Below are 20,067 nucleotides of genomic sequence, written 5' to 3' on the forward strand. Positions count from 1 at the left end.
TGCATCGACAAGTTTCTCGGGCTGTCATCCAACAACCCACGACAATCTGTCCACTTGGGCCCCGCTAATTCCCCATTCATCCGAATGGGTGATCAACATTCAGCCGTCGCCACCGAGGCCCGGGGCTCAGAAACAGGCACTTGCGAGGAAGCTCAGTACCCGACCCGCACGTCGTCGCGCATCGCCCCGGCGACCGCCGCGAAGGCGTCGAGTTCGCCCGTGCCGGGCGGGGTCTGAACCGAGGTGACCACGGTCGCCACCGTCGACGCCTCGGCCCAGGTACACGACGCGTTGAGGGACGTGTGGTCGTCCCCCTCGTAGCCCCGCTCCACCACCCGGCAGAGCAACGGTTCCTCGGAGCCGGGCGGGGTGATCGTCCGTGGGGCCACCACGACCTGCCGCACGAGGTCCCGTCGGTCGAGCACGTCGAGCAGTTCGTCCCGTGCGGTGACCGGGCTGAGCACCACCCCGTGGACACCCGTGACCGTGATCATCCCGCCCCCGTAATCGCCCGACCCGGCCGGCCGGTACACCCCGAACGCCGCTTGCGCGTCCTGCACCTGACCGGCCAACACCTCGGCCAGGGTCTCGTCCGGAGGTGACGCGTCGTGGTCCCGCTCGTAACGCTTCTCCACCACACGGTCCGGCATGGCCAGACGGTACCGCTCGGGCCGTTCGTCCGCCCGCTCCCGGTCAGCGGCTCGCTCCCGGTCGTCGGTGGCGCGCTCCGGGCCGGGCGGCGCCTGACCCGAGCCCCCGCATCCGACCACCACCGCCCCCACCACCACGGCAAGCACGGCGCACCTCAGCCGATTCACCCGGACACCCCCGTCACCCTCGTCGCCCCGCGCTCAAGACCTCCTTGATCGCGCACGCGTCACCCTAGCCACACGTCCGCGCCACGGCCGACCACCGCAGCGGGCACCCTGGCGACCCGTCATGGTGCGGCTGCCGCCGTCGTTCCGTCGCGCACGGGATGCTTCGACGCCCCGATGGCGCATGCCAGTAGCGCCAGGGCGGCGAGCCCGAGGAGGGCCGCCACCGCGGGCAGGAATCCGGCCCCCAGGCTGCTCAGGGTCACGCCACCGACGGCTCCGCCCAAGGCGACTCCGAGATAGGTGCCCGAGGTGTTGAGCGCCAACGCCTGCGCCGCCGCCGGTCCGGCGAGCAGATAGAGGCGCGCCTGGATCGCCGGAGAGTTCCAGAAGGCCATGCCGCCCCAGATCGTCCCCACCACGACGAGGACGGAGAACGGCACGGGGCGGGCGAACCACAGCGCTGCGAGTATCCCCATCACGCCGGTGAAGACGATGATCCCGGCGACCAGGGACCGGTCCGCACCCCATCGATCGGTGGCCTTCCCACCCAGCCAGATGCAGACGATGCCGGCGATCCCCGACAGGCTGAAGGCGAGCGCACGTTGATCCACGCTGGCCTCGCTCACCGCGTCGATGTGCGGCGCCATGTAGGTGAGCATCATCATCGATCCGGTCATGAGCGCGCAGTTCGCCAGGATGCCGAGCAGCACCGGCGCGCTGGCCAGGGTGCGCAGTTGATCGGAGACGCTCGGCACCTCGCCGGTCCTGCCGTGCTCACGGGGCAAGGTGGCGAGCACGAAGCACAGTGCCGCGGTCCCGGCCACCGCCATCGAGACGAACGTCGCCCGCCAGCCGTACTGGCCGCCGATCCAGGTGCCGATGGGCACTCCGGCCGCGATCGAACCCGTGACACCGAGCGCCACCACGGCCACGTACCTTCCGATGTGCCCTTCCGGCGCCCGCTCGGCGGCATGGGCGAACACCGCCGGGGTGGAGGCCGCCGCCGCGAGCGCCGCCACGATCCGCAACGCCATCAGGAGCCCGAACCCGGTCGTCGTGGCCGCCAGGAGGTTGGCCACGACGAAGACCACGAACGAGACGGTGAACAGGTGCCGCCGGGAGACCCGCGCCAGGGCGACTCCGGCTATCGGCGCCGCGAGTGCGACGGTGAGGGAGAAGACAGTCACCAACTGCCCGGCCTGCGCCTCACTGACGTCCAGATCCCGTGCGATCTCCGGTAGGACTCCAGCAATCACATAGTCATCGGTATAGAGCACGAAAGCAGCGGCGAGCAGAGCGAAAAGCCATGCGGGCACAACTGAACTCCTTGAATGTCCGACGCGCTTCGGCGACCCCCGACAGCGCGTACCTCAGGCAGGCGGAGGGGAGTGCGCAGGGTCGGGAACGGCCGCCAACACCGAACGCACCTGCGCCCGCAGCGTCTTGCGAAGCCGTTCGACGCCGAGCGAGCCGTGCGGCGTCACCGAATCGATCACCAACCCGCCCAGGACGGCCACGAGTCGTTCGGCCTCCTCGGCCGGTTCGGGCACGCCGAGCGCACCCAGGGCGTCCGTGAACACCGTGCGCACATCCGTGGCCATCTGCTCGGTCACGGGGCGGAAGACCGGGTTCACCCGTGCGGCGACGATGAACTCCGTCAGCACGATCGACTCGACGCGGCGCTCCTCGTCGATCGGCAACAGCTCCTCGACCAGCGACTGCAAGGCGTCGACGGCGACCTCACCCCTGAGTCCGGCCAACGCGTCGGCCGAGTGCCGGGTGAGCCTCCTCCCCATGCGGTCACCGATCTCGGTGGCGGCGGCCACGAGCAGATCGCGGTGGTCGTCGAAGTAGTGGCGCACCGATCCGATGTTCCATCCCGATTCGGCGGCGACCTTCCGCAGCGACATACCGCTGACGCCTTCGGCGACCAAGAGGCGGAAAGCCGCCTCGATGACATCCCTGCGGCGCTGTTCGAGGTCAATCCGAGCTGGCATGACCGCACGTTATCACAGCCGTGATAACAAAACCCGAATGACCGGTTCGGGGAAGCCGCCCGCATGGGACTTCCCCGAACCGGGCTCCGAGACGGGCTCCGGCTCCGGGACCCAAGAGGGTCACCAAGTGGGCATCATCGAGTCCGGGTAGCGCGAACCGGCCGCGCCGCGCGGCAGGATGCGTTGGATGCGGGCGAGGTTCTGCGGCGTGAGCGTCACGTACGCCGCGGCGGTGTTCTGCGCTACCCGCTCGGGGTTACGGGTTCCGGGAATGGGAACGATGTCGTCGCCCTGCGCCAGCAGCCAGGCCAACGCGAGTTGGGTGACGGAGATGTGCTTGCCCTCGGCCAGCGCGGTCAACTCCCGTACGGCGGACAGGTTCTTCTCGTAGTTGCCGGGCTGCCAACGCTCGTCGAAACTGCGCATGTCGTCCGCCGGGTACTCCGCGCCGGGCTTCACCACACCGGTCAGGAAGCCCCGACCGAGCGGCGAATAGGGCACGAACCCGATGCCCAGCTCGCGGACGACCGGCAGCACCTCGGCCTCCACTGCACGCTCGAACACCGAGTACTCGGTCTGGAGCACCGACACCGGGTGCACGGCGTGGGCCCGCCGGATGACGTCCGGGCCCGCCTCGCTGAGCCCGAAGTACCGGACCTTGCCTTCGGCGATCAGATCGCCGACGGTGCCCGCCACGTCTTCGATGGGTACGTTCGGGTCCACCCGGTGCTGGTAGAGCACGTCGATGTGGTCCGTGCCCAGGTGGCGCAGGCTGTTCTCGGTGACCTCCCGGATGTGTTCCGGACGGCTGTCCAGCCCGTTCGCGAAGTTCTCCGGATCGCTCAGGTCGAAGCCGAACTTGGTGGCGATGACGACCTCCTCGCGGAAGCCCTTCACCGCGCGGCCGAGCAACTGCTCGTTGCTTCCGGTGCCCATGCCGTACAGCTCGGCGGTGTCGAAGAGGGTCACACCCAGTTCGTACGCCCGGCGGATGGCGGCGGTCCCGCCCACCTCGTCCCCGGTGCCGTACGCCATCGTCATGCCCATCGTGCCGAGGCCGATCGCCCCGACCTCCAGGCCCTGGGTGCCGAGCTTGCGGTGCGGAAGGTTCGCGTTCTGCGTCATGCCCTGAACGCTAGGCCCGCGCCCGTCCCGGGTCATGGGGCACGCACCGCATAGGATTGCCCGATCCTCTCAGCAAGGGAGCGTCGCGTGCTGGATCGACTGTCGGCGGACATCGCCCGGCACAGTGTCGGACTCTGGTCCGAGACGGCCGTGCCACGCCTCTCGCTGATCACGCTGGACGAGCTGGTGGCCCCCGCCGACCTCCTCTACGACCCCATGGTCTGCTTCATCTCCGACGGCGCCAAACGAGCCGTCGCGGGCGAGCGGAGCTGGACGACCGCACGCGGCGACATGTTCCTCAACACGCTCCGGGTACCGGTCACCGCCTCCTGCGAACGCGTTCCGTACCGCTCGGCCATCATGCGTCTCGACACGCGCGTGCTCACCGAACTACTCCTGGACATGGGCGAGTCGAGCCCGCGGCCCCTGCCCGGTCCGGGCGGTCAGGTCACCGCGACGATGACACCGGAGCTTCTCGACGCGGTCACCCGGTGGGTGCGGCTGCTCGACGCCCCGGACGACATCGGCCCGCTCGCGCCCCGCATCGAGGGCGAGATCCTGTACCGACTGCTCGGCAGCCCGCTCGGCCCGGTCCTGCGCCAGTTCACCTTGGCGGACTCGGCTACGGCCCGGGTGCGCGCGGCGGCGGCGTGGATCTGCGAGCACTACGCCGAACCGCTGACCGTCGAGGAGATCGCCGCGGTCGCGCACATGAGCACCGCCACCCTGCACCGCCGCTTCAAGGCCGCCACCGGCATGAGCCCCCTCCGCTTCCAGAAGCAGCTACGACTCCAGGAGGCCCGGCGACGGTTGACGGCCGGCGAGACCACCGCGGCGTCGGTGGCGGAGGCCGTCGGCTACGTGAGCGCGACCCAGTTCAGCCGGGAGTACCGAAGCGTGTACGGCCTCCCTCCGATGCGGGACGCGGCGCGGCTACGGAAGCAGTTGGCGCCTGGCAGCTGACCGGACGTCACGTCGTCAAGAGGCTCAGCCGGCGGGGCGTTCAGGCCGCGTGGTCGAGGAAGTCACGGACGCGCTGCCTCCGGTGGGGGCGTTCCCTGCCGGACTGGCCCGCCGAGCAGGGTGTTTCACCACCAACGAGCGGCCCGCACGCCTCAACCGCCCTGCCATGAAACTCCGATCGGCATCGGGAACACCGGAAGGCGCGTCACCCAACAGATAGCGTCGGGGGCACACCGAGTAGCGGTGTGCCCCCAACGCGACAAGGACTCGCCATGCTCGTTTCCGTCATCGGCTGCGGTCACCTCGGCATCCCCCACGCGGCAGCGATGGCCCACCTCGGCCACCAGGTCATCGGTGTGGACGTCGACCAGGCCAAGGTCGATCGGCTCAACGCCGGCGAGTGCCCGATCTACGAAGACGGTCTGCCCGAGCTGTTGGCACGCCACACCGCGAGCGGCCGGCTACGGTTCACCACGGACATCCGCGAAGCCGCCGCCGGCGCCGAACTGCACTTCATCGGCGTGGGAACACCCATCGACGCCGATGGCCGTTCCTACGACAACGGACAGGTCTTCGGCGCGATCCGTCAGCTCGCGCCCCACCTCCACCAGCCCTGCACGATCGTCGGGAAGTCCACCGTCAGCGTCGGGACCACCGTCCAGGTCACCGCCCTCGCACAGCGCCTGGCCCCCGCCGGCAGCGCGGTCGAGGTCGTGTGGAACCCCGAGTTCCTGCGCGAGGGCCATGCGGTCGAGGACACCCTGCGTCCGGACAGGCTCATCGCCGGCGTCACCAGCGCCGAGGGCGAAAAGGCGATCCGCGCGGTCTACGCCGGCATCCTGGACACCGGTGTGCCGATCTTCATCACCGACCCGCAGACCGCCGAACTCGCCAAGGGCGCCGCGAACAGCTTCCTCGGCCTGAAGATCTCCTACATCAATGCCGTCGCCGAGATGTGCGAGGCCGCCGGCGGCGACATCTCCAAGATCGTGGAGATCCTGGGCATCGACCCCCGGATCGGCGCCGGCGGCATGAGGCCCGGCATCGGCTACGGCGGCGGCTGCCTCCCCAAGGACGTGCGCGCCTTCACCGCCTCCGCCCGGCAACTCGGCGCCGAACGGGCCGCCGGCCTCCTGCTCGCCGCCGAGCAGATCAACGAGACCCGTATCGACGTGGCCATGGACCTGATCACCATCGCCCTGGGTGACCGGCCGATCCGGGGAGCCCGGATCACCGTGTGGGGTGCGGCGTTCAAGCCCGGTACCAACGACGTGCGGGAATCCCCCGCACTCGCCCTCGCCCACGCCCTCCAGCAGGCCGGCGGCACCGTCACCGTGCACGACCCCCAGGCCGTGGCCACGGCCATGGTCCGCAACCCGGAACTCGAATACACCGAAGACCTTCCGGCGTCCCTCGACGGCGCAGACCTCGTCGTCCTGGCCACCGAATGGCCCGAGTACCGGCAAGCGGACCCCCGAGTCCTCGTAGACCGCCCCGCCAAGCCCTTGCTCGTCGACTGCCGCACCACCCTCGACCCCGAGCCCTGGCGCGCGACGGGTTGGACCGTCCACCAGCTCGGGCGGCCCGGGAAGTAGACCCGGGTCCCGCGCAGGGAGCCCCGCGCCGCCCCCGGCAACACCGCGGGCGGCACCCCACAGCAGCTGCGGCCCGCGCCACGACCCGCCGATCCGACCCCACTGAACGTCAGACCGCGCCGCGCCGGGCCAACGCCACCAGGGCCGCCCAACTCCGCACGCCCACCCGCAGAACGGTGCAGCCACCGCAGTCGGAGGTGCCCTAGGCGCTCTTCACCCGGTCCTCACGCACGAGCGCTGATCCGCTCACTCAGCTCGGCCGCCTCGGGACTGTCGGACACGGACGGAAGCCGGGCAGCGATGTTGGTCAGGCCGTCTTCGATCCGCACCGACCTCACTCCCTCGGCGCAGGTCAGGAACTCCCGCCACGTGGCCACCGCGGCCCCGGCGGCGCCCCGCTTGAGCTGGACGTGACCGAGGTCGGCCAGGACGATCGCCCGAGTGCGCCTGCGGTCGATTCCGTGGATGTCCAGAGCCAGGTTGAGGTGTTCCTCCGCGACGGCGAGGTCACCCAACTTGGCGTGGATCATGCCCGATTCATGGGCCCAGCGGCCGTAGCTGTAGTGGCTCGCCCATGACTGCCCGGGCAGGGTCGGCGCCCGCTCGATCGCGGTCTGCGCGGCGCTGAGCATCTTGAGGGCGGTGGCCCGGTCTCCATCGGCGGCTGCCGCGCGAGCCAGGGTGTTGCGGTAGTACGACAGGGCCTTGGGGTTGCCGTCCAGTTTCCGACCCCGGCACTCGCACGCTTCGGCCAGCCGAACGGCAGTCGGAACGTGCCCCAGTTCGACGGCCTGGTCCGCAAGGCCCCGCAGGGCGGTCGCGGCCAACTCGTCCTCACCGGCCTCCGCCGCGAGCTGGAAACTGTGGAGGTGGTACTTCTGGCTCAGGCCCTGGTTTCCCTCGTCGCGAGCCATCCAGCCGATCAGATGGACCAGTTCGCTGGTCGCCGCGAAGAGATCACGCCCCACCGTGCGGGTGTACCGGCCATCGAGCCACCGTCTGACGTCCACCGTCAGATACCGCACGGCGAGGTGCCTGGCATGGCCACCACCCAGCTCGGATGCGGCGTTCCCCAGGGTGGTGGTCATCGTGCGCACGGCCGTCACCTCGCCCGCGCCCACCCTGACCGGGCCGGGCCGGTCCGCACGGCGAACGATCGCCTCAGCATCGGGAAGGTCAAGTGCGGCCAGACCGACGGCGGCAGACGCCGCGAAGAACTCCCGTCGGTCCACGTCGTCCCCTCCCAGGAGCATGACTGAGGTCACGATATCGGCCGCCGAGTCGTCGCCGTCCCCACAGAGACTGATGTCCAGAACTTCTTCGAGGAACGACAGCCACACCTGAGGCACCCGGCGCCCGGTCTCCCATCGGTACACCTGCTGCCGGTCGCAAAAACCCTTCTCGCCCCAACGTTCAACCGATAGCTCATCCGCGAGTTGCGCCTGACTCAGCCGCGGACGTCGCGCCACACGCGCTGCTCGGATGCGCTGCCCGATGGTCATGTCCGCCATCCGTCCGTGCTCGTCGTCGCTGGCCTACATCTGGCAGACAGTCTGGCAGCTTCCCGACCCTCCGTACTCGCCCATTGACTGTTGGTGACCAGCCCGATGGTTGAGCAACGCCTCAGCCCGAACCACAAGCGGGCGACGACGGAACCCGAGAACAGGTGAAACGACCTTGTTCCTCAACGACGAGGGAGAGGTGCTGCCTCCTGCCAGCCCCCTGACGTTCCCTCCCTGCACCTGCGGCTACCCCCAGTGCCCGGATCGCCCCCGGGGACCGGAGGAGGGGCCAGGGCCTGACAGCCCCGCCCTGCGCGAACTGCGCACCAAGGTGCGGGAGCTCAACCTGCACAGCCAGCTCCCGGGGCACCACTCCCCGGCGCTGGACGACTGACCCCCGTCCCGTCGGAGCCGGCCTTCCCCACCGGCCCGGCGGGACGGGTCACGACAGAGCCCCGGCGGGTGTTACCGCACCCGCCGGGGCACGTACGGATGGCGGCGCCCCCATGACCCCCGACGCACCGGCCGGACCACCACCCCGGCCCTTCACGGTCCGCTGCGCCGTCTGCTCCCGCTGGACGACCGCGCCGGTGGCCATCCGCCACTACGGCAGCATCAGCGGAGGCAGCACGGTGACCCTGTACGCGTGCCCCACCGACGCACCGAGAGGAAGAAGATCGATGAGTTCACCGGAGGCACAGCGGTTGTGCGTGACTGGACGTTCGTCCTGTACCCGGAGGGGCGCCCGACCGAGCGGGAGTCCGACGCGTTCGACCACGCACCCGAACTCGCCGGCGGCGCAATCGGCTGGGAGGAGGACCCCCGCGGCGTGCGGTTCCCGTGCACGGTGCGAGCGGCCTCGGCGAGGGACGCGGTGCTGTGGGCCGTCGACCGGCTCGCCGCGGCGGGCGTACCGGTCTCCACCGTCAAGATGCCCCTGACCACAGTGTTCAGCTAACCCACGATGGCAAGCGCCCCCCTCAGGGGCGCGGGGAACTGCGCAAAACACCAGCGCACCGCACAGAAACAACGCACCCGCAGGGAAGCGCACCAAAGGGGCGCGGGGAACGGCGCGAGCACCCCCCACGCACCCGCGGACGAACGAGACAGGAACGCCCGAGGGCGGCACCCCACCAGGGGGTGCCGCCCTCGAACCGAGACGCGGAGTCCGAGCCGAAGAGGCTCAGAAGTCCATGTCGCCACCGGGCATACCGCCCGGCGCGGCAGCCGCAGCCTTCTCCGGCTTGTCAGCGATGACAGCCTCGGTCGTGAGGAACAGCGCAGCGATCGACGCAGCGTTCTGCAGCGCGGAACGCGTCACCTTCGCCGGGTCGAGGATGCCCTCGGCGATCATGTCGACGTACTCACCGCTCGCGGCGTTGAGCCCGTGACCCGGAGTCAGGTTGCGCACCTTCTCCACGACGACGCCACCCTCAAGGCCGGCGTTGACGGCGATCTGCTTCAGCGGAGCCTCAAGCGCGAGCTTGACGGCGGCGGCACCGGTGGCCTCGTCGCCCTCCAGCTCCAGCTTCTCGAAGACGGCGGCAGCCTGGAGCAGGGCCACGCCACCACCCGCGACGATGCCCTCTTCGACGGCGGCCTTCGCGTTGCGAACGGCGTCCTCGATGCGGTGCTTGCGCTCCTTGAGCTCGACCTCGGTCGCGGCACCGGCCTTGATGACGGCCACGCCGCCCGCGAGCTTCGCCAGGCGCTCCTGGAGCTTCTCGCGGTCGTAGTCGGAGTCGGAGTTCTCGATCTCGGCGCGGATCTGGTTGACGCGACCGGCAACCTGGTCCGTGTCACCGGCACCGTCGACGATGGTGGTCTCGTCCTTGGTGATGACGACCTTGCGGGCGCGGCCCAGGAGGTCCAGGGTCGCGTTCTCCAGCTTGAGGCCGACCTCCTCGGAGATGACCTCGCCGCCCGTGAGGATCGCGATGTCGCCGAGCATGGCCTTGCGGCGGTCGCCGAAGCCCGGGGCCTTGACGGCGACGGACTTGAAGGTGCCGCGGATCTTGTTCACGACCAGGGTCGACAGGGCCTCGCCCTCGACGTCCTCGGCGATGATCAGCAGCGGCTTGCCCGACTGCATGACCTTCTCCAGGAGCGGCAGCAGGTCCTTGACGTTGCCGATCTTGGAGTTGGCGATCAGGATGTACGGGTCGTCCAGGGACGCCTCCATACGCTCCATGTCGGTGGCGAAGTACGCCGAGATGTAGCCCTTGTCGAAGCGCATGCCCTCGGTGAGTTCCAGCTCCAGACCGAAGGTCTGGGACTCCTCGACGGTGATGACGCCTTCCTTGCCGACCTTGTCCATGGCCTCGGCGATGAGGTCACCGATCTGGGTGTCGGCGGCGGAGATGGAGGCGGTGGAGGCGATCTGCTCCTTGGTCTCCACGTCCTTGGCCTGCTCCAGCAGGGCAGCGGAGACGGCCTCGACGGCCTTCTCGATGCCGCGCTTCAGGGCCATCGGGTTGGCACCCGCGGCAACGTTGCGCAGACCCTCGCGCACCAGCGCCTGGGCGAGGACGGTCGCGGTCGTCGTGCCGTCACCGGCGACGTCGTCCGTCTTCTTCGCGACCTCCTTGACCAGCTCGGCGCCGATCTTCTCGTAGGGGTCTTCGAGCTCGATCTCCTTGGCGATGGAGACACCATCGTTGGTGATCGTGGGGGCGCCCCACTTCTTCTCAAGGACGACGTTGCGGCCCTTGGGGCCGAGGGTGACCTTGACGGCGTCGGCGAGCTGGTTCATACCGCGCTCAAGGCCGCGCCGCGCCTCCTCGTCGAACGCGATGATCTTGGCCATGTGAAGTGGTCCTCCCGGACTGAAGGGGGTCCTACCCGCGCCCTGACGAGAGCGTGGGAGCGGATGGTACGGACCGCGCTGGCGCCCGCGACGGACGACCTGCGACACCGGGCGAAATCCTTGCCCCACCCGGCCCGCGGGCCTCACCGACCCGGTCCTTCGTAGCACTCTCACTCGTAGAGTGCTAACGCCAATGATTAGCACTCGACAGGTGCGAGTGCAAGCGGCTTGGCGTTTTTCGGCGACCCCCCGAGGGCTCCACCGCAGGTCAGCGGCGTTCCGCTCCCCCAACGCACAGGCGCGTTCCCTTGCGGGGCGCGTTGTCTCCTGCGGGTGCGCCGTGGTTGCTCGCGCAGTTCCCCGCGCCCCTTCGGTGCGCTTCCCTGCGGGTGCGTCGCCCGGTGCGGGTGCGCTGTTGTTTTGCGCAGTTCCCCGCGCCCCTGAAGGGGGGGCGCTACCCAGCGTCGTCGCCTGACCCGAGGCGGGCCCCGTTAGGGGCGCGGGGAACTGCGCGAGCAACCACCCCGCACCCGCGGACAAGGACGCACCCCACGGGGCACCCGCCCGGGGGCACGGGGACGGCGCGAACGGCGCCAGCGCACCCGCACGGGCAATGCGGAGGGTCCGCACCCCTGCCGGGTGCGGACCCTCCGTAACGTCGCAGCCAGTCGACGCGCGGCTCAGACGGCCACGCGGACCATATCCGCCTGCGGCCCCTTCTGACCCTGCGAGATCTCGAACTCGACCCGCTGGCCCTCTTCAAGGGTGCGGTACCCGTCCATTTGAATCGCGCTGTAGTGGACGAAAACATCCGCACCACCGTCGACCGCGATGAAGCCGTAGCCCTTCTCCGCGTTGAACCACTTGACGGTGCCCTGAGCCATGCCTAACTCCCCTATTACTGGCCCTTGCACAGGACCGCACTTCGCGGACCCGGGTCATACCTCCACCCCCCAACGGTTGGGGGTGTGCGCCGGAACGCGTCGACCGCCGCTGAATGTATCTGTCCAACTGCCGTCTGCAACAGGTCAACTGGACGAGAAATCCGGGCGCGACGCATCGGAGATGTCCAGATAATTGACTGGAATTCAGGGCAAGTCGGGCCCAGCAAATGCCACAAAGGGGCTAATTCGGTAATGCTCTTTGGCTACTTCTTGTCGCCGCGCGGCCGAGAAGTCATATGTGTGAAGGACAAGCGCGCGAGCCATTTCCCCAACCCTATCGCGTTCAATCCTATGGAATGACCCCCTCCGCTTCTCTTGCGGAGGGGGTCATCACGGTGACGCAGCGTCAGGAGCGCCGGGCCCGCGGGGCGGCGGCCCGGAGTGCAGGATTAACCGCCGGCGACCGCGGGGATGATCGACACACCGGCGCCGTCGGGCGTGGCGGTGCCGAGGCCCTGCTCGAAGCGGACGTCGTCGTCGTTGACGTACACGTTCACGAACCGGCGCAGCTTGCCCTGGTCGTCCAGGACGCGCCCCGCGATGCCGGCGTGGTTCTTCTCCAGGTCGGCGATCACCTCGGCGAGGGTGGCCCCCTCGGCGGGCACCTCGGCCTTGCCGCCGGTGTAGGTGCGCAGAATGGTCGGGATACGGACGTTGACGCTCATGGGGCGGCCTTTCCGGTCGTTTCCGGCGAGACGGTACAGGGACGTACGGCAATCACGTACGGGGATCACGTACGGGGATCACGTACGGGCCCGGCGGGGCGGGCGGACCCACCCCGCGGGCGCGGCAGGCTGGTGTCAGCCGGTGGCGAGGCCGGCGTCGCGGAACGCGTCGAGGTCCGGCCGGATCGTCGCGGTCGGTCGGGCCCGGTCCGCCACCGCGTCGAGGGTCTTGAGCCCGTCGCCGGTGTTGAGGACGACGGTCGACAGCGAGGGGTCGAGCAGACCGGCCTCGATGAGCTTCTTGGTGACGCCGACGGTGACCCCGCCCGCGGTCTCCGCGAAGATGCCCTCGGTCCGGGCGAGCAGCGAGATCGCGTCGACCACGGCCGCGTCGTCCACGTCGTCCACGGCGCCACCGGTGCGGCGGGCGATGTCGAGCACGTACGGGCCGTCCGCCGGGTTGCCGATGGCCAGCGACTTGGCGATGGTGTCCGGCTTCTGCGGGCGGACCACGTCGTGACCGGCCTTGAAGGCGGCGGAGACCGGGGAGCAGCCGGTCGCCTGGGCACCGAAGATCTTGTACGGCTTGTCGGCGACGAGCCCGAGCTTGATCAGCTCCTGGAGCCCCTTGTCGATCTTCGTGAGCTGCGAGCCGGAGGCGATGGGGATGACCCACTGGTCCGGGATCTCCCAGCCGAACTGCTCGCAGATCTCGTACGCCAGCGTCTTGGAGCCCTCGCCGTAGTACGGGCGGAGGTTGACGTTGACGAAGCCCCAGCCCTCGCCGAGCGGGTCACCGATCAGCTCGGAGCAGAAACGGTTCACGTCGTCGTAGGTGCCCTCGATCGCGACGAGCTCGCCCCCGTAGACGGCCGCCGTCACGACCTTCGCCTGCTCCAGGTCGTGCGGGATGAACACGCAGGAGCGCAGGCCGGCGCGGGCCGCGGCGGCGCCGACGGCGCCGGCGAGGTTGCCGGTGGAGGAGCAGGAGAGGGTGGTGAAGCCGAAGGCGCGCGCGGCTTCCAGGGCCTGGGCGACGACGCGGTCCTTGAAGGAGTGCGTCGGGTTGCCGGAGTCGTCCTTGACGTAGAGGCCGCCGGTCACGCCCAGTTCGCGGGCGAGGTTGTCGGCCTTGACGAGCTTGGTCCAGCCGGGGTTCAGGTTCGGCTTCTCGGCGACGTCGGCGGGGACGGGCAGCAGCGGGGCGTAGCGCCAGATGTTCTCGGGACCGGACTCGATCTGCTTGCGCAGGGCCTCGGGGTCACCGAGCGGGAGGTCGTAGGCCACTTCGAGGGGGCCGAAACACAGCTCGCAGGCGAAGATCGGGCCGAGTGCGAAACGTTCGCCGCACTCGCGACAGGAGAGCGCTGCGGCGGGACCGAGATCGACGGCCGGGTCGGCGACGTCGGGAGCAGCGGCGGTGGAAGCAGCGGTCTGAACAGCCATGGAGGGGAGGCCCTTTCTCCTCATCTTCCCCGTGGCGCGCTTCGCCACGAGACGGAATTGGCACCTTCCCGAGTCGGGAGCCTCGCGGGTGATGTCGCCGACGATCTTCGGCGGACGGTCACGAGAACCGACTGGAGGGTTGCCGGGGCTTCAACGGGCCGTATCCCTCTGCCCCTCTGGATGAGCGGTATGTGGTTGTCAGCGAGACGGCCCCCGACATGCGACGGTCATCCGCGTTGTTCAAGACTGTAACCGAAGGCCAGGACAGTTGAGATAGTCGTCCGCACCGCGAGATGGATCACAGTAGGGAGCCGTAGACCGTGCTGGAAGAAGTCGAGGACTGGCTGAGCAGGCGTTCTTGGTCCGTGGCAGACCGTTCGCCGCACCAGCTCACCGCGGCTAAGCGGGCCTCGGGCACCACGGTCAGTGTGGTGCTGCCCGCGCTGGACGAACAGGCGACGGTCGGCCGAATCGTGTCCGTGATCCGCGAGGAACTGATGACGGGGCCGGTGCCGCTGGTCGACGAGCTGGTGGTGGTCGACTCGGGCTCCACGGACCGGACGGCGGAGGTCGCGGCGGCGGCCGGGGCGCGGGTGGAGCACCGGGACGCGATCCTGCCGAGCCTGCCCGCGCTGCCCGGCAAGGGCGAGGTGCTGTGGCGGTCGCTGCTGGTGACCCGCGGTGACGTGGTGTGTTTCGTGGACGCGGACCTGCGCGAGTTCTCCGCGGACTTCGTCACCGGGATCGTCGGGCCGCTGCTCACCGAACCGGACGTGCAGTTCGTGAAGGCGATGTACGACCGGCCGCTCGGCACCGCCGTCGCCGGGGGCGGGCAGGGCGGCCGGGTCACCGAGCTGCTGGCCCGCCCGGTGCTGAACATGCACTGGCCCCGGCTGGCCGGATTCGTGCAACCGCTGGGCGGCGAGTACGCGGCCCGCCGCTCGCTGCTGGAGCAGCTGCCGTTCCCGGTGGGGTACGGGGTGGAGCTGGGGTTGCTGGTGGACGCGCTGCACACGGTGGGGCTCGATGCGTTGGCGCAGGTGGACGTGGGGGTGCGGCGCCACCGGCACCAGGACGGGCAGGCGCTGGGGCGGATGGCGGCGGCGGTCTACCGGACGGCGCAGCTGCGGTTGGCGCGGGGGCACCTGATGCGGCCCGAGCTGACGCAGTTCGAGCGGGGTCCGCGGGGCTTCGAGCCGCGCACGTACGCCGTCGACACGGAGGAGCGTCCGCCGATGGCCTCGGTGGCGGAGTACGCGGCGCGGCGCGTGGCGTGACCGGGTAGGCAGGCGGGGCGCTCGCCGGGTGCGGCGGTAACGGGCGGGTGCGGCGGTAGCGGGCGAGTGGCGTAATCGGCTGCGGTGAACGGCGCACGGGGGCGGCGCGGTCCCGCGTGGCGCCCCGGAGCGCCCCCACCGACTGCCTAGATTGTCAGCTCATGCGCACATTCCTCCGTATTTTTATGTTTTCCTCACACGGGGTGGGTAAGGGGTCGTGTGGTGGCGTCCGGCGGTTGGCTGTGTGGACGGCAGGGGTTCTCGCGGCATCGGCGCTCACCGTGACGTCGGCTCCGGTCGCGTATCCGGTGGGACCGCCCCGCGCGGACGCCACCCCCGCGCCCGCGCTGGAACGCCGGACGACCCGCCCCGTGCGTGACGGGTTCTCGCCGTACCTGTACGGCGGGCTGGTGGTGTCCCTGGGCGCGGTCGGCGGACTGCTGGTCGCGACGGTGCGCAGCAAGTCCGCCTCCGGACGGCGACTGCACGTAACCGGGGTGTGAGCGGAGGGGTCGTCGTATACGACCGGCGGACGGCCGTCGGACGAGAGACGGACGACCGGCGACAACGGGCCAGGGGCTGCGCAGGGCGTGCCCGGGGCCACGTTTGAGGGTTCACCGGGTGGGCGAGGTATCGCCGTATGGGTTTCTCTCAGGGTGGGCAGCGCACCACGAGCACCACGGGCGCCGCGGGTGCCACGGTCCTCGTGGCGTCGAACCGCGGTCCCGTCTCGTACGCGGTGGCGGACGACGGCACGCTGAACGCCCGCCGCGGCGGGGGCGGACTGGTGTCCGGGCTCTCCGCGATCGGCCCCGACGCGGACGCGGTCTGGGTGTGCGCCGCCCTCGGCGACGGCGACCGCGAGGCGGTCCGCCGCACCGGTGGCGCCCTCGATCCCGCGGACACCGGCGGACAGCGCGTACGCATGCTGGACATCCCGGCGGACGTGTACGCCGACGCCTACAACGGCATCGCCAACTCCGTGCTGTGGTTCGTCCACCACATGCTGTACCAGACCCCGCTGGAGCCCGTCTTCGACGCGGAGTTCCGGGCCCGCTGGGCGTCCTACGAGGCGTACAACGCGGCCTTCGCCCGGGCGCTCGCCGACGAGGCCGCCGAGGGCGCCGCGGTCCTCGTCCAGGACTACCACCTCGCACTGGTGCCCGGACTGCTCCGGGAGCTCCGGCCGGACCTGCGGATCGGCCACTTCTCGCACACCCCCTGGGCACCCGTCGACTACTTCCGGCTGCTCCCCGACGACGTGGCGGAGCAGCTGCTCCGGGGCATCCTGGGCGCCGACCGGGCCGCGTTCCTCACCCACCGCTGGGCGGACGCGTTCACCGCCTGCTGCCGGGAGGTCCTGGGCGGCACCGGCACCACCAGGACCGGGGTGCACGGCCTCGGTGCGGACGCCGACTTCCTGCGCGAACGCTCCCACCGGGCGGACGTGGACGAACGGCTGCGCACCCTGCGCGAGCAGATCGGCACCGGGCCGGACGGCTCCCCGCGGCGCACGATCGTCCGGGTCGACCGCACCGAACTGTCCAAGAACATCGTGCGCGGGCTGCTCGCCTACCGCGACCTCCTGGAGCGCCACCCCGACTGGCGCGGCCGGGTGGTGCACCTCGCCTTCGCCTACCCGTCCCGGCAGGACCTCGCCGTCTACCGGGACTACACCGCCGAGGTGGCCCGGGTCGCCGAGGAGATCAACTCCACGTACGGCACGGAGGGTTGGACCCCGGTGCTGCTGCACGTGGAGGACGACTTCGCCCGCTCGCTCGCCGCCTACCGGCTCGCGGACGTGGCGCTCGTCAACCCGGTGCGGGACGGGATGAACCTGGTCGCGAAGGAGGTGCCCGTGGTGTCCGACCGGGGGTGCGTCCTGGTGCTGTCCCGGGAGGCCGGCGCCTTCGAGGAACTCGGCGCCCACGCCCTCACCGTCAACCCGTACGACGTCACCGCCACTGCCGACGCCCTGCACACCGCCCTCGTCACGCCCGACGGCGAACGCGCCGAACGCACCAAGCACCTCGCCGCGGCGGCCACCGCGCTCCCGCCGGCCCGCTGGTTCCTCGACCAACTCCGCGCACTCGACGCCCCCGACACATCTGACACATCTGACACATCTGACGCGCCTGACGCGCCTGACGCGCCTGACGCCCTCGACGACTGAGCGGAGGCGCTCGGAGCCCCTGGGGGAACGGGGCGGCCGACCCGGTTTGTCCAAGGACCGGCCGTGTTTGTCCATGGGAGTGCCACCGTCCGCGCACCTAACGTCACCGCCATGTCACTTCGGCGCACCACCCTCCTGACCGTGGCGGGAGTCGTCCTCGCCGGCCTGCCCGGGAACGCTTCGGCGGCCCCCGGACGAGGCACCACCTACTACCTGGACTGCGCGCGCGGCGACGACGCGCACTCCGGGACCCGGGCCGCCCGCGCCTGGGGCTCCCTGGAACGCGCCAGCGCGCACGTGTACCGGCCGGGCGACCGGCTGCTGCTCCGGCGGGGCGCCTCCTGCACCGGCGTGCTCAAGCCGCAGGGCGCCGGCGCACCCGGCAAACCGGTCCGCGTCGACGCGTACGGCACCGGGACGAAGCCCCGGATCGAGGCGAACGGTGCCCGGGCCGCCGTCTGGCTCGTCAACACCGAACAGTGGGAACTGCGGAACCTGGAGGTGTCCAACACCGGGGCGCCCACCACCACCGAACGCCGGGCCGGCGTCTACGTCCAACTCACCGACTACGGGGTCGCCGAACACTTCGTGGTGGACGGGGTCGACGTGCGCGACGTCAACGGCTCCGACCACAAGGACCCCGACCCCTCCGGCGGCATCCTCTTCGCCGTCCAGGGCACCGAGCGGCCCACCCGGTTCGACGGCATCCGCGTCGAGGACTCCACCGTCCGCACCTCGGACCGCACCGGCATCGGCACCTCGTCCACCTGGGGCCGCGACGTCCAGGGCGCCAACTGGCTGTCCACGGACGTCACCTTCGTCCGCAACCAGGTGTACGACGCGGGCGGTGACGGGATCGTCGTCCAGAAGACCCGCGGCGCACTGGTCGAGCACAACTACGTCAACGGCTTCAACGAACGTTCCGGCGGCTACAACGCGGGCATCTGGGCCTGGGACTCCGACGACGTGCTCTACCAGTACAACGAGGTCACCGGCGGGCACGGCACCCGGGACTCCATGGCCTACGACATCGACGGCGGCAACAACCGCAACGTCTACCGCTACAACTACAGCCACGACAACGAGGGCGGCTTCCTGCTGGTGTGCAACGACCGCACCAAGACCAGCTCCGGCAACCGCGTCCACGACAACATCAGCATCAACGACCGCAACACCACCTCCCCTTACGCGGTGATCTCCGTGGTCTGCGGCTCCACCACCGACACCCGCGTCTACCGCAACACCGTCGTCACCGACCGCCCCGACACCGCGCTGATCTCCAACAACGGACAGACCGGCGTCACCTTCGAGGACAACGTCTTCGTCGGCGCGGCGAACGGCGGCTCACCGATCCGGGACACCCTCAGCACCTACCGCAACAACCTGTACTGGCGCACCGCCCAGCCGCGCGACCCCTCGGCCGTCAACGCCGACCCGCTGCTGCGCGCCGCCGACCCCGCCCGGCCCGGGGACGTACGGCTGCGGCCCGGCTCCCCCGCGCTGGGCGCCGGGAGCGTGACCGGGGACGGCACCCGCCGCGACTTCTTCGGCACGCGCATCCCGACCCCGCCGAACCTCGGCGCCGACCAGACGCGTTCCCCTCGCTGATCTGACGTCAGCCCTGGCCCTCGCGGTCGGTACGGATCGCCTGCGCGAGGGCGTCCAGCAGCGCGACGACACCCGCCGGGCCGTCGACCACCAGGTCGGCGCGCTCGGCGAGTTCGGTGACCTCCGTACTGCCGCTGCACACCAGCAGACCGGGCACGCCCTCCTTCCGCAGGGCGGCCACCGCGGCGAACGCGGGCAGGTCGCCCAGGTCGTCACCCGCGTAGAGGACCGCGCGGGCCCCGGTCTCCCGGACGTACTCGGTGAGCGCGACGCCCTTGTCCACGCCCGGCGGGCGCAACTCCAGTACCAGCCGGCCGGGTTCCACGATCAGCCCGTGCCGGGCGGCCAGTGCGCCGAGCGGTCCGCGCAGTGCGTCGAACGCGCCCTGCGGGTCGTCGGCGCGACGGGTGTGGACCGCCACGGCACGGCCCTTGTCCTCGGTCCAGGTGCCCGGCCAGTCGCCCGCCGCCGCGAGCACGCCGGGGAGTTCGGTGCGCACCGCGTCGACGCCCGGGTGCGGGGGCGGTGCGCTGAGGGTGCCGGTGGCGGCGTCCCAGCGTTCGGCCCCGTAGTGACCGAGGACGACCAGGTGGTCCAGGCCCTCGGCACCCTCGAAGCCCCCGTTGCGGACGGCCACGGGGGCGGGGCGACCGGTGATCACGGCCACGGCGCGGACCTCGGGGGCGAGGGCCGTCAGGGCGGGGACGGCGCCCTCGTGGGCCCGGGCGCGGTCCGGGTCGGCGACGATCGGGGCGAGGGTTCCGTCGAAGTCGAGGCCGACCACGGTGTGCCGTGGGTCGGCGAGCAGCGCGGCTAGCGCGGTGCGGCCCTCGGGCGTGGTCGGTGCGAGTACGGGTGCGCTGGCCGTTTCGCTGTTGCTGTTGCTGTTGCTGTTGCTGTTGCTGGCGCTGGTCCCGGTGCTGGCGCTGGTCCTGGTGCGTTCGCTGTCACGTTCGCTGGGGGTGCCCATGTGTCCTGAGCGTAGCCCTTGGCGGGCGGCCGGGTGCGGTGCCCGTGCGGGGGGCCTCGCGGTGCGGTGCGTGGTTCGGTGCGGGTGCGATGTGGGTGCCCGCGCCGTTCCCCGCGCCCCTGGGTGCGTCCTGGTGGACGTGCGCTGCCCCGTGCGGGCGGCTGCGCGGTGCGGACGT

Annotated in this window: 18 protein-coding genes and 1 riboswitch; of the genes, 8 read left to right on the forward strand and 10 right to left on the reverse strand. The window is 70.6% G+C overall.

Going from position 1 to position 20,067, the window contains the following annotated elements; all coding sequences use genetic code 11:
- Positions 1 to 152 precede the first annotated feature (152 nt).
- The 4 genes from ACFV88_RS13165 to ACFV88_RS13180 all read right to left on the reverse strand — a co-directional run bounded on the left by ACFV88_RS13165 (position 153) and on the right by ACFV88_RS13180 (position 3,940).
- On the reverse strand, positions 153 to 797 hold the full coding sequence (locus tag ACFV88_RS13165; protein ID WP_385489619.1) for a hypothetical protein: 645 nt from the start codon (positions 795 to 797) through the stop codon (positions 153 to 155).
- A gap of 140 nt (positions 798 to 937) precedes the next feature.
- Positions 938 to 2,134 carry an MFS transporter gene (locus ACFV88_RS13170; RefSeq protein WP_385489622.1) on the reverse strand — a complete coding sequence of 399 codons (1,197 nt, stop codon included), beginning with the start codon at positions 2,132 to 2,134 and terminating at the stop codon, positions 938 to 940.
- 54 nt (positions 2,135 to 2,188) lie between these two features.
- Positions 2,189 to 2,815, reverse strand: coding sequence for a TetR/AcrR family transcriptional regulator (locus ACFV88_RS13175; RefSeq protein WP_385489625.1), 627 nt, complete (start codon positions 2,813 to 2,815; stop codon positions 2,189 to 2,191).
- Positions 2,816 to 2,935: 120 nt separating this feature from the next.
- Positions 2,936 to 3,940 (reverse strand): aldo/keto reductase, encoded by a 1,005-nt coding sequence (locus ACFV88_RS13180; protein WP_385489627.1) that lies wholly within the window; start codon positions 3,938 to 3,940, stop codon positions 2,936 to 2,938.
- A gap of 87 nt (positions 3,941 to 4,027) precedes the next feature.
- Here ACFV88_RS13180 and ACFV88_RS13185 point away from each other — a divergent pair, with 87 nt between their 5' ends.
- Complete coding sequence (locus ACFV88_RS13185; protein ID WP_385489629.1) at positions 4,028 to 4,903, forward strand: AraC family transcriptional regulator N-terminal domain-containing protein; 876 nt, start codon at positions 4,028 to 4,030, stop codon at positions 4,901 to 4,903.
- Positions 4,904 to 5,175: 272 nt separating this feature from the next.
- Positions 5,176 to 6,498, forward strand: coding sequence for a UDP-glucose dehydrogenase family protein (locus ACFV88_RS13190; protein WP_385489631.1), 1,323 nt, complete (start codon positions 5,176 to 5,178; stop codon positions 6,496 to 6,498).
- 224 nt (positions 6,499 to 6,722) lie between these two features.
- Here the strand turns inward: ACFV88_RS13190 and ACFV88_RS13195 are convergent, their stop codons facing one another.
- A complete protein-coding gene (locus ACFV88_RS13195; protein WP_385490180.1) occupies positions 6,723 to 7,838 on the reverse strand; it encodes a tetratricopeptide repeat protein in 1,116 nt (371 codons plus the stop codon).
- A gap of 337 nt (positions 7,839 to 8,175) precedes the next feature.
- On the opposite strand from ACFV88_RS13195, the gene ACFV88_RS13200 reads away from it, so the two are divergent.
- Both ACFV88_RS13200 and ACFV88_RS13205 read left to right on the forward strand, forming a co-directional pair.
- Positions 8,176 to 8,394, forward strand: a complete 219-nt coding sequence (locus tag ACFV88_RS13200) for a hypothetical protein (RefSeq protein ID WP_385489634.1) — start codon at positions 8,176 to 8,178, stop codon at positions 8,392 to 8,394.
- Between the two features lie 252 nt (positions 8,395 to 8,646).
- Entirely contained in the window at positions 8,647 to 8,958 is a 312-nt protein-coding gene (locus tag ACFV88_RS13205; protein WP_385489637.1) for a hypothetical protein, read from the forward strand.
- A gap of 225 nt (positions 8,959 to 9,183) precedes the next feature.
- Here ACFV88_RS13205 and groL read toward each other — a convergent pair whose 3' ends face one another.
- The 4 genes from groL to thrC all read right to left on the reverse strand — a co-directional run bounded on the left by groL (position 9,184) and on the right by thrC (position 13,861).
- Complete coding sequence (gene groL, locus ACFV88_RS13210) at positions 9,184 to 10,806, reverse strand: chaperonin GroEL (RefSeq protein ID WP_385489640.1); 1,623 nt, start codon at positions 10,804 to 10,806, stop codon at positions 9,184 to 9,186.
- Positions 10,807 to 11,486: 680 nt separating this feature from the next.
- Positions 11,487 to 11,690 (reverse strand): cold-shock protein, encoded by a 204-nt coding sequence (locus ACFV88_RS13215; RefSeq protein WP_037653356.1) that lies wholly within the window; start codon positions 11,688 to 11,690, stop codon positions 11,487 to 11,489.
- A gap of 449 nt (positions 11,691 to 12,139) precedes the next feature.
- Positions 12,140 to 12,415: a MoaD/ThiS family protein gene (locus ACFV88_RS13220; protein ID WP_385489644.1), complete on the reverse strand. Its 276-nt coding sequence runs from the start codon at positions 12,413 to 12,415 to the stop codon at positions 12,140 to 12,142.
- A gap of 135 nt (positions 12,416 to 12,550) precedes the next feature.
- Positions 12,551 to 13,861 (reverse strand): threonine synthase, encoded by a 1,311-nt coding sequence (thrC, locus tag ACFV88_RS13225; protein ID WP_385489647.1) that lies wholly within the window; start codon positions 13,859 to 13,861, stop codon positions 12,551 to 12,553.
- A gap of 17 nt (positions 13,862 to 13,878) precedes the next feature.
- A riboswitch (SAM riboswitch) is annotated at positions 13,879 to 14,048 on the reverse strand.
- 133 nt (positions 14,049 to 14,181) lie between these two features.
- On the opposite strand from thrC, the gene ACFV88_RS13230 reads away from it, so the two are divergent.
- From ACFV88_RS13230 to ACFV88_RS13245, 4 genes are all read left to right on the forward strand, one after another.
- On the forward strand, positions 14,182 to 15,138 hold the full coding sequence (locus ACFV88_RS13230) for a glucosyl-3-phosphoglycerate synthase (protein WP_385489650.1): 957 nt from the start codon (positions 14,182 to 14,184) through the stop codon (positions 15,136 to 15,138).
- Between the two features lie 281 nt (positions 15,139 to 15,419).
- Positions 15,420 to 15,641: a hypothetical protein gene (locus tag ACFV88_RS13235; protein ID WP_385489652.1), complete on the forward strand. Its 222-nt coding sequence runs from the start codon at positions 15,420 to 15,422 to the stop codon at positions 15,639 to 15,641.
- Between the two features lie 137 nt (positions 15,642 to 15,778).
- Positions 15,779 to 17,311 (forward strand): trehalose-6-phosphate synthase, encoded by a 1,533-nt coding sequence (locus ACFV88_RS13240; protein WP_385489655.1) that lies wholly within the window; start codon positions 15,779 to 15,781, stop codon positions 17,309 to 17,311.
- Between the two features lie 111 nt (positions 17,312 to 17,422).
- Positions 17,423 to 18,919, forward strand: a complete 1,497-nt coding sequence (locus tag ACFV88_RS13245) for a right-handed parallel beta-helix repeat-containing protein (protein WP_385489658.1) — start codon at positions 17,423 to 17,425, stop codon at positions 18,917 to 18,919.
- A 7-nt stretch (positions 18,920 to 18,926) separates the two neighbouring features.
- Here the strand turns inward: ACFV88_RS13245 and otsB are convergent, their stop codons facing one another.
- Positions 18,927 to 19,889, reverse strand: coding sequence for a trehalose-phosphatase (otsB, locus tag ACFV88_RS13250; RefSeq protein WP_385489661.1), 963 nt, complete (start codon positions 19,887 to 19,889; stop codon positions 18,927 to 18,929).
- Positions 19,890 to 20,067: the final 178 nt, after the last annotated feature.

This window comes from Streptomyces sp. NPDC059816, from assembly GCF_042732055.1.
Classification (GTDB): domain Bacteria; phylum Actinomycetota; class Actinomycetes; order Streptomycetales; family Streptomycetaceae; genus Streptomyces.

Bases quoted from the DNA above. Each gene is read 5' to 3' on its own strand.
- thrC (WP_385489647.1), bottom strand. From the start codon at position 13,861: ATGGCTGTTCAGACCGCTGCTTCCACCGCCGCTGCTCCCGACGTCGCC.
- ACFV88_RS13245 (WP_385489658.1), top strand. From the start codon at position 17,423: ATGTCACTTCGGCGCACCACCCTCCTGACCGTGGCGGGAGTCGTCCTC.
- ACFV88_RS13215 (WP_037653356.1), bottom strand. From the start codon at position 11,690: ATGGCTCAGGGCACCGTCAAGTGGTTCAACGCGGAGAAGGGCTACGGC.
- ACFV88_RS13240 (WP_385489655.1), top strand. From the start codon at position 15,779: ATGGGTTTCTCTCAGGGTGGGCAGCGCACCACGAGCACCACGGGCGCC.
- ACFV88_RS13220 (WP_385489644.1), bottom strand. From the start codon at position 12,415: ATGAGCGTCAACGTCCGTATCCCGACCATTCTGCGCACCTACACCGGC.
- ACFV88_RS13175 (WP_385489625.1), bottom strand. From the start codon at position 2,815: ATGCCAGCTCGGATTGACCTCGAACAGCGCCGCAGGGATGTCATCGAG.
- otsB (WP_385489661.1), bottom strand. From the start codon at position 19,889: ATGGGCACCCCCAGCGAACGTGACAGCGAACGCACCAGGACCAGCGCC.
- ACFV88_RS13180 (WP_385489627.1), bottom strand. From the start codon at position 3,940: ATGACGCAGAACGCGAACCTTCCGCACCGCAAGCTCGGCACCCAGGGC.
- ACFV88_RS13190 (WP_385489631.1), top strand. From the start codon at position 5,176: ATGCTCGTTTCCGTCATCGGCTGCGGTCACCTCGGCATCCCCCACGCG.
- groL (WP_385489640.1), bottom strand. From the start codon at position 10,806: ATGGCCAAGATCATCGCGTTCGACGAGGAGGCGCGGCGCGGCCTTGAG.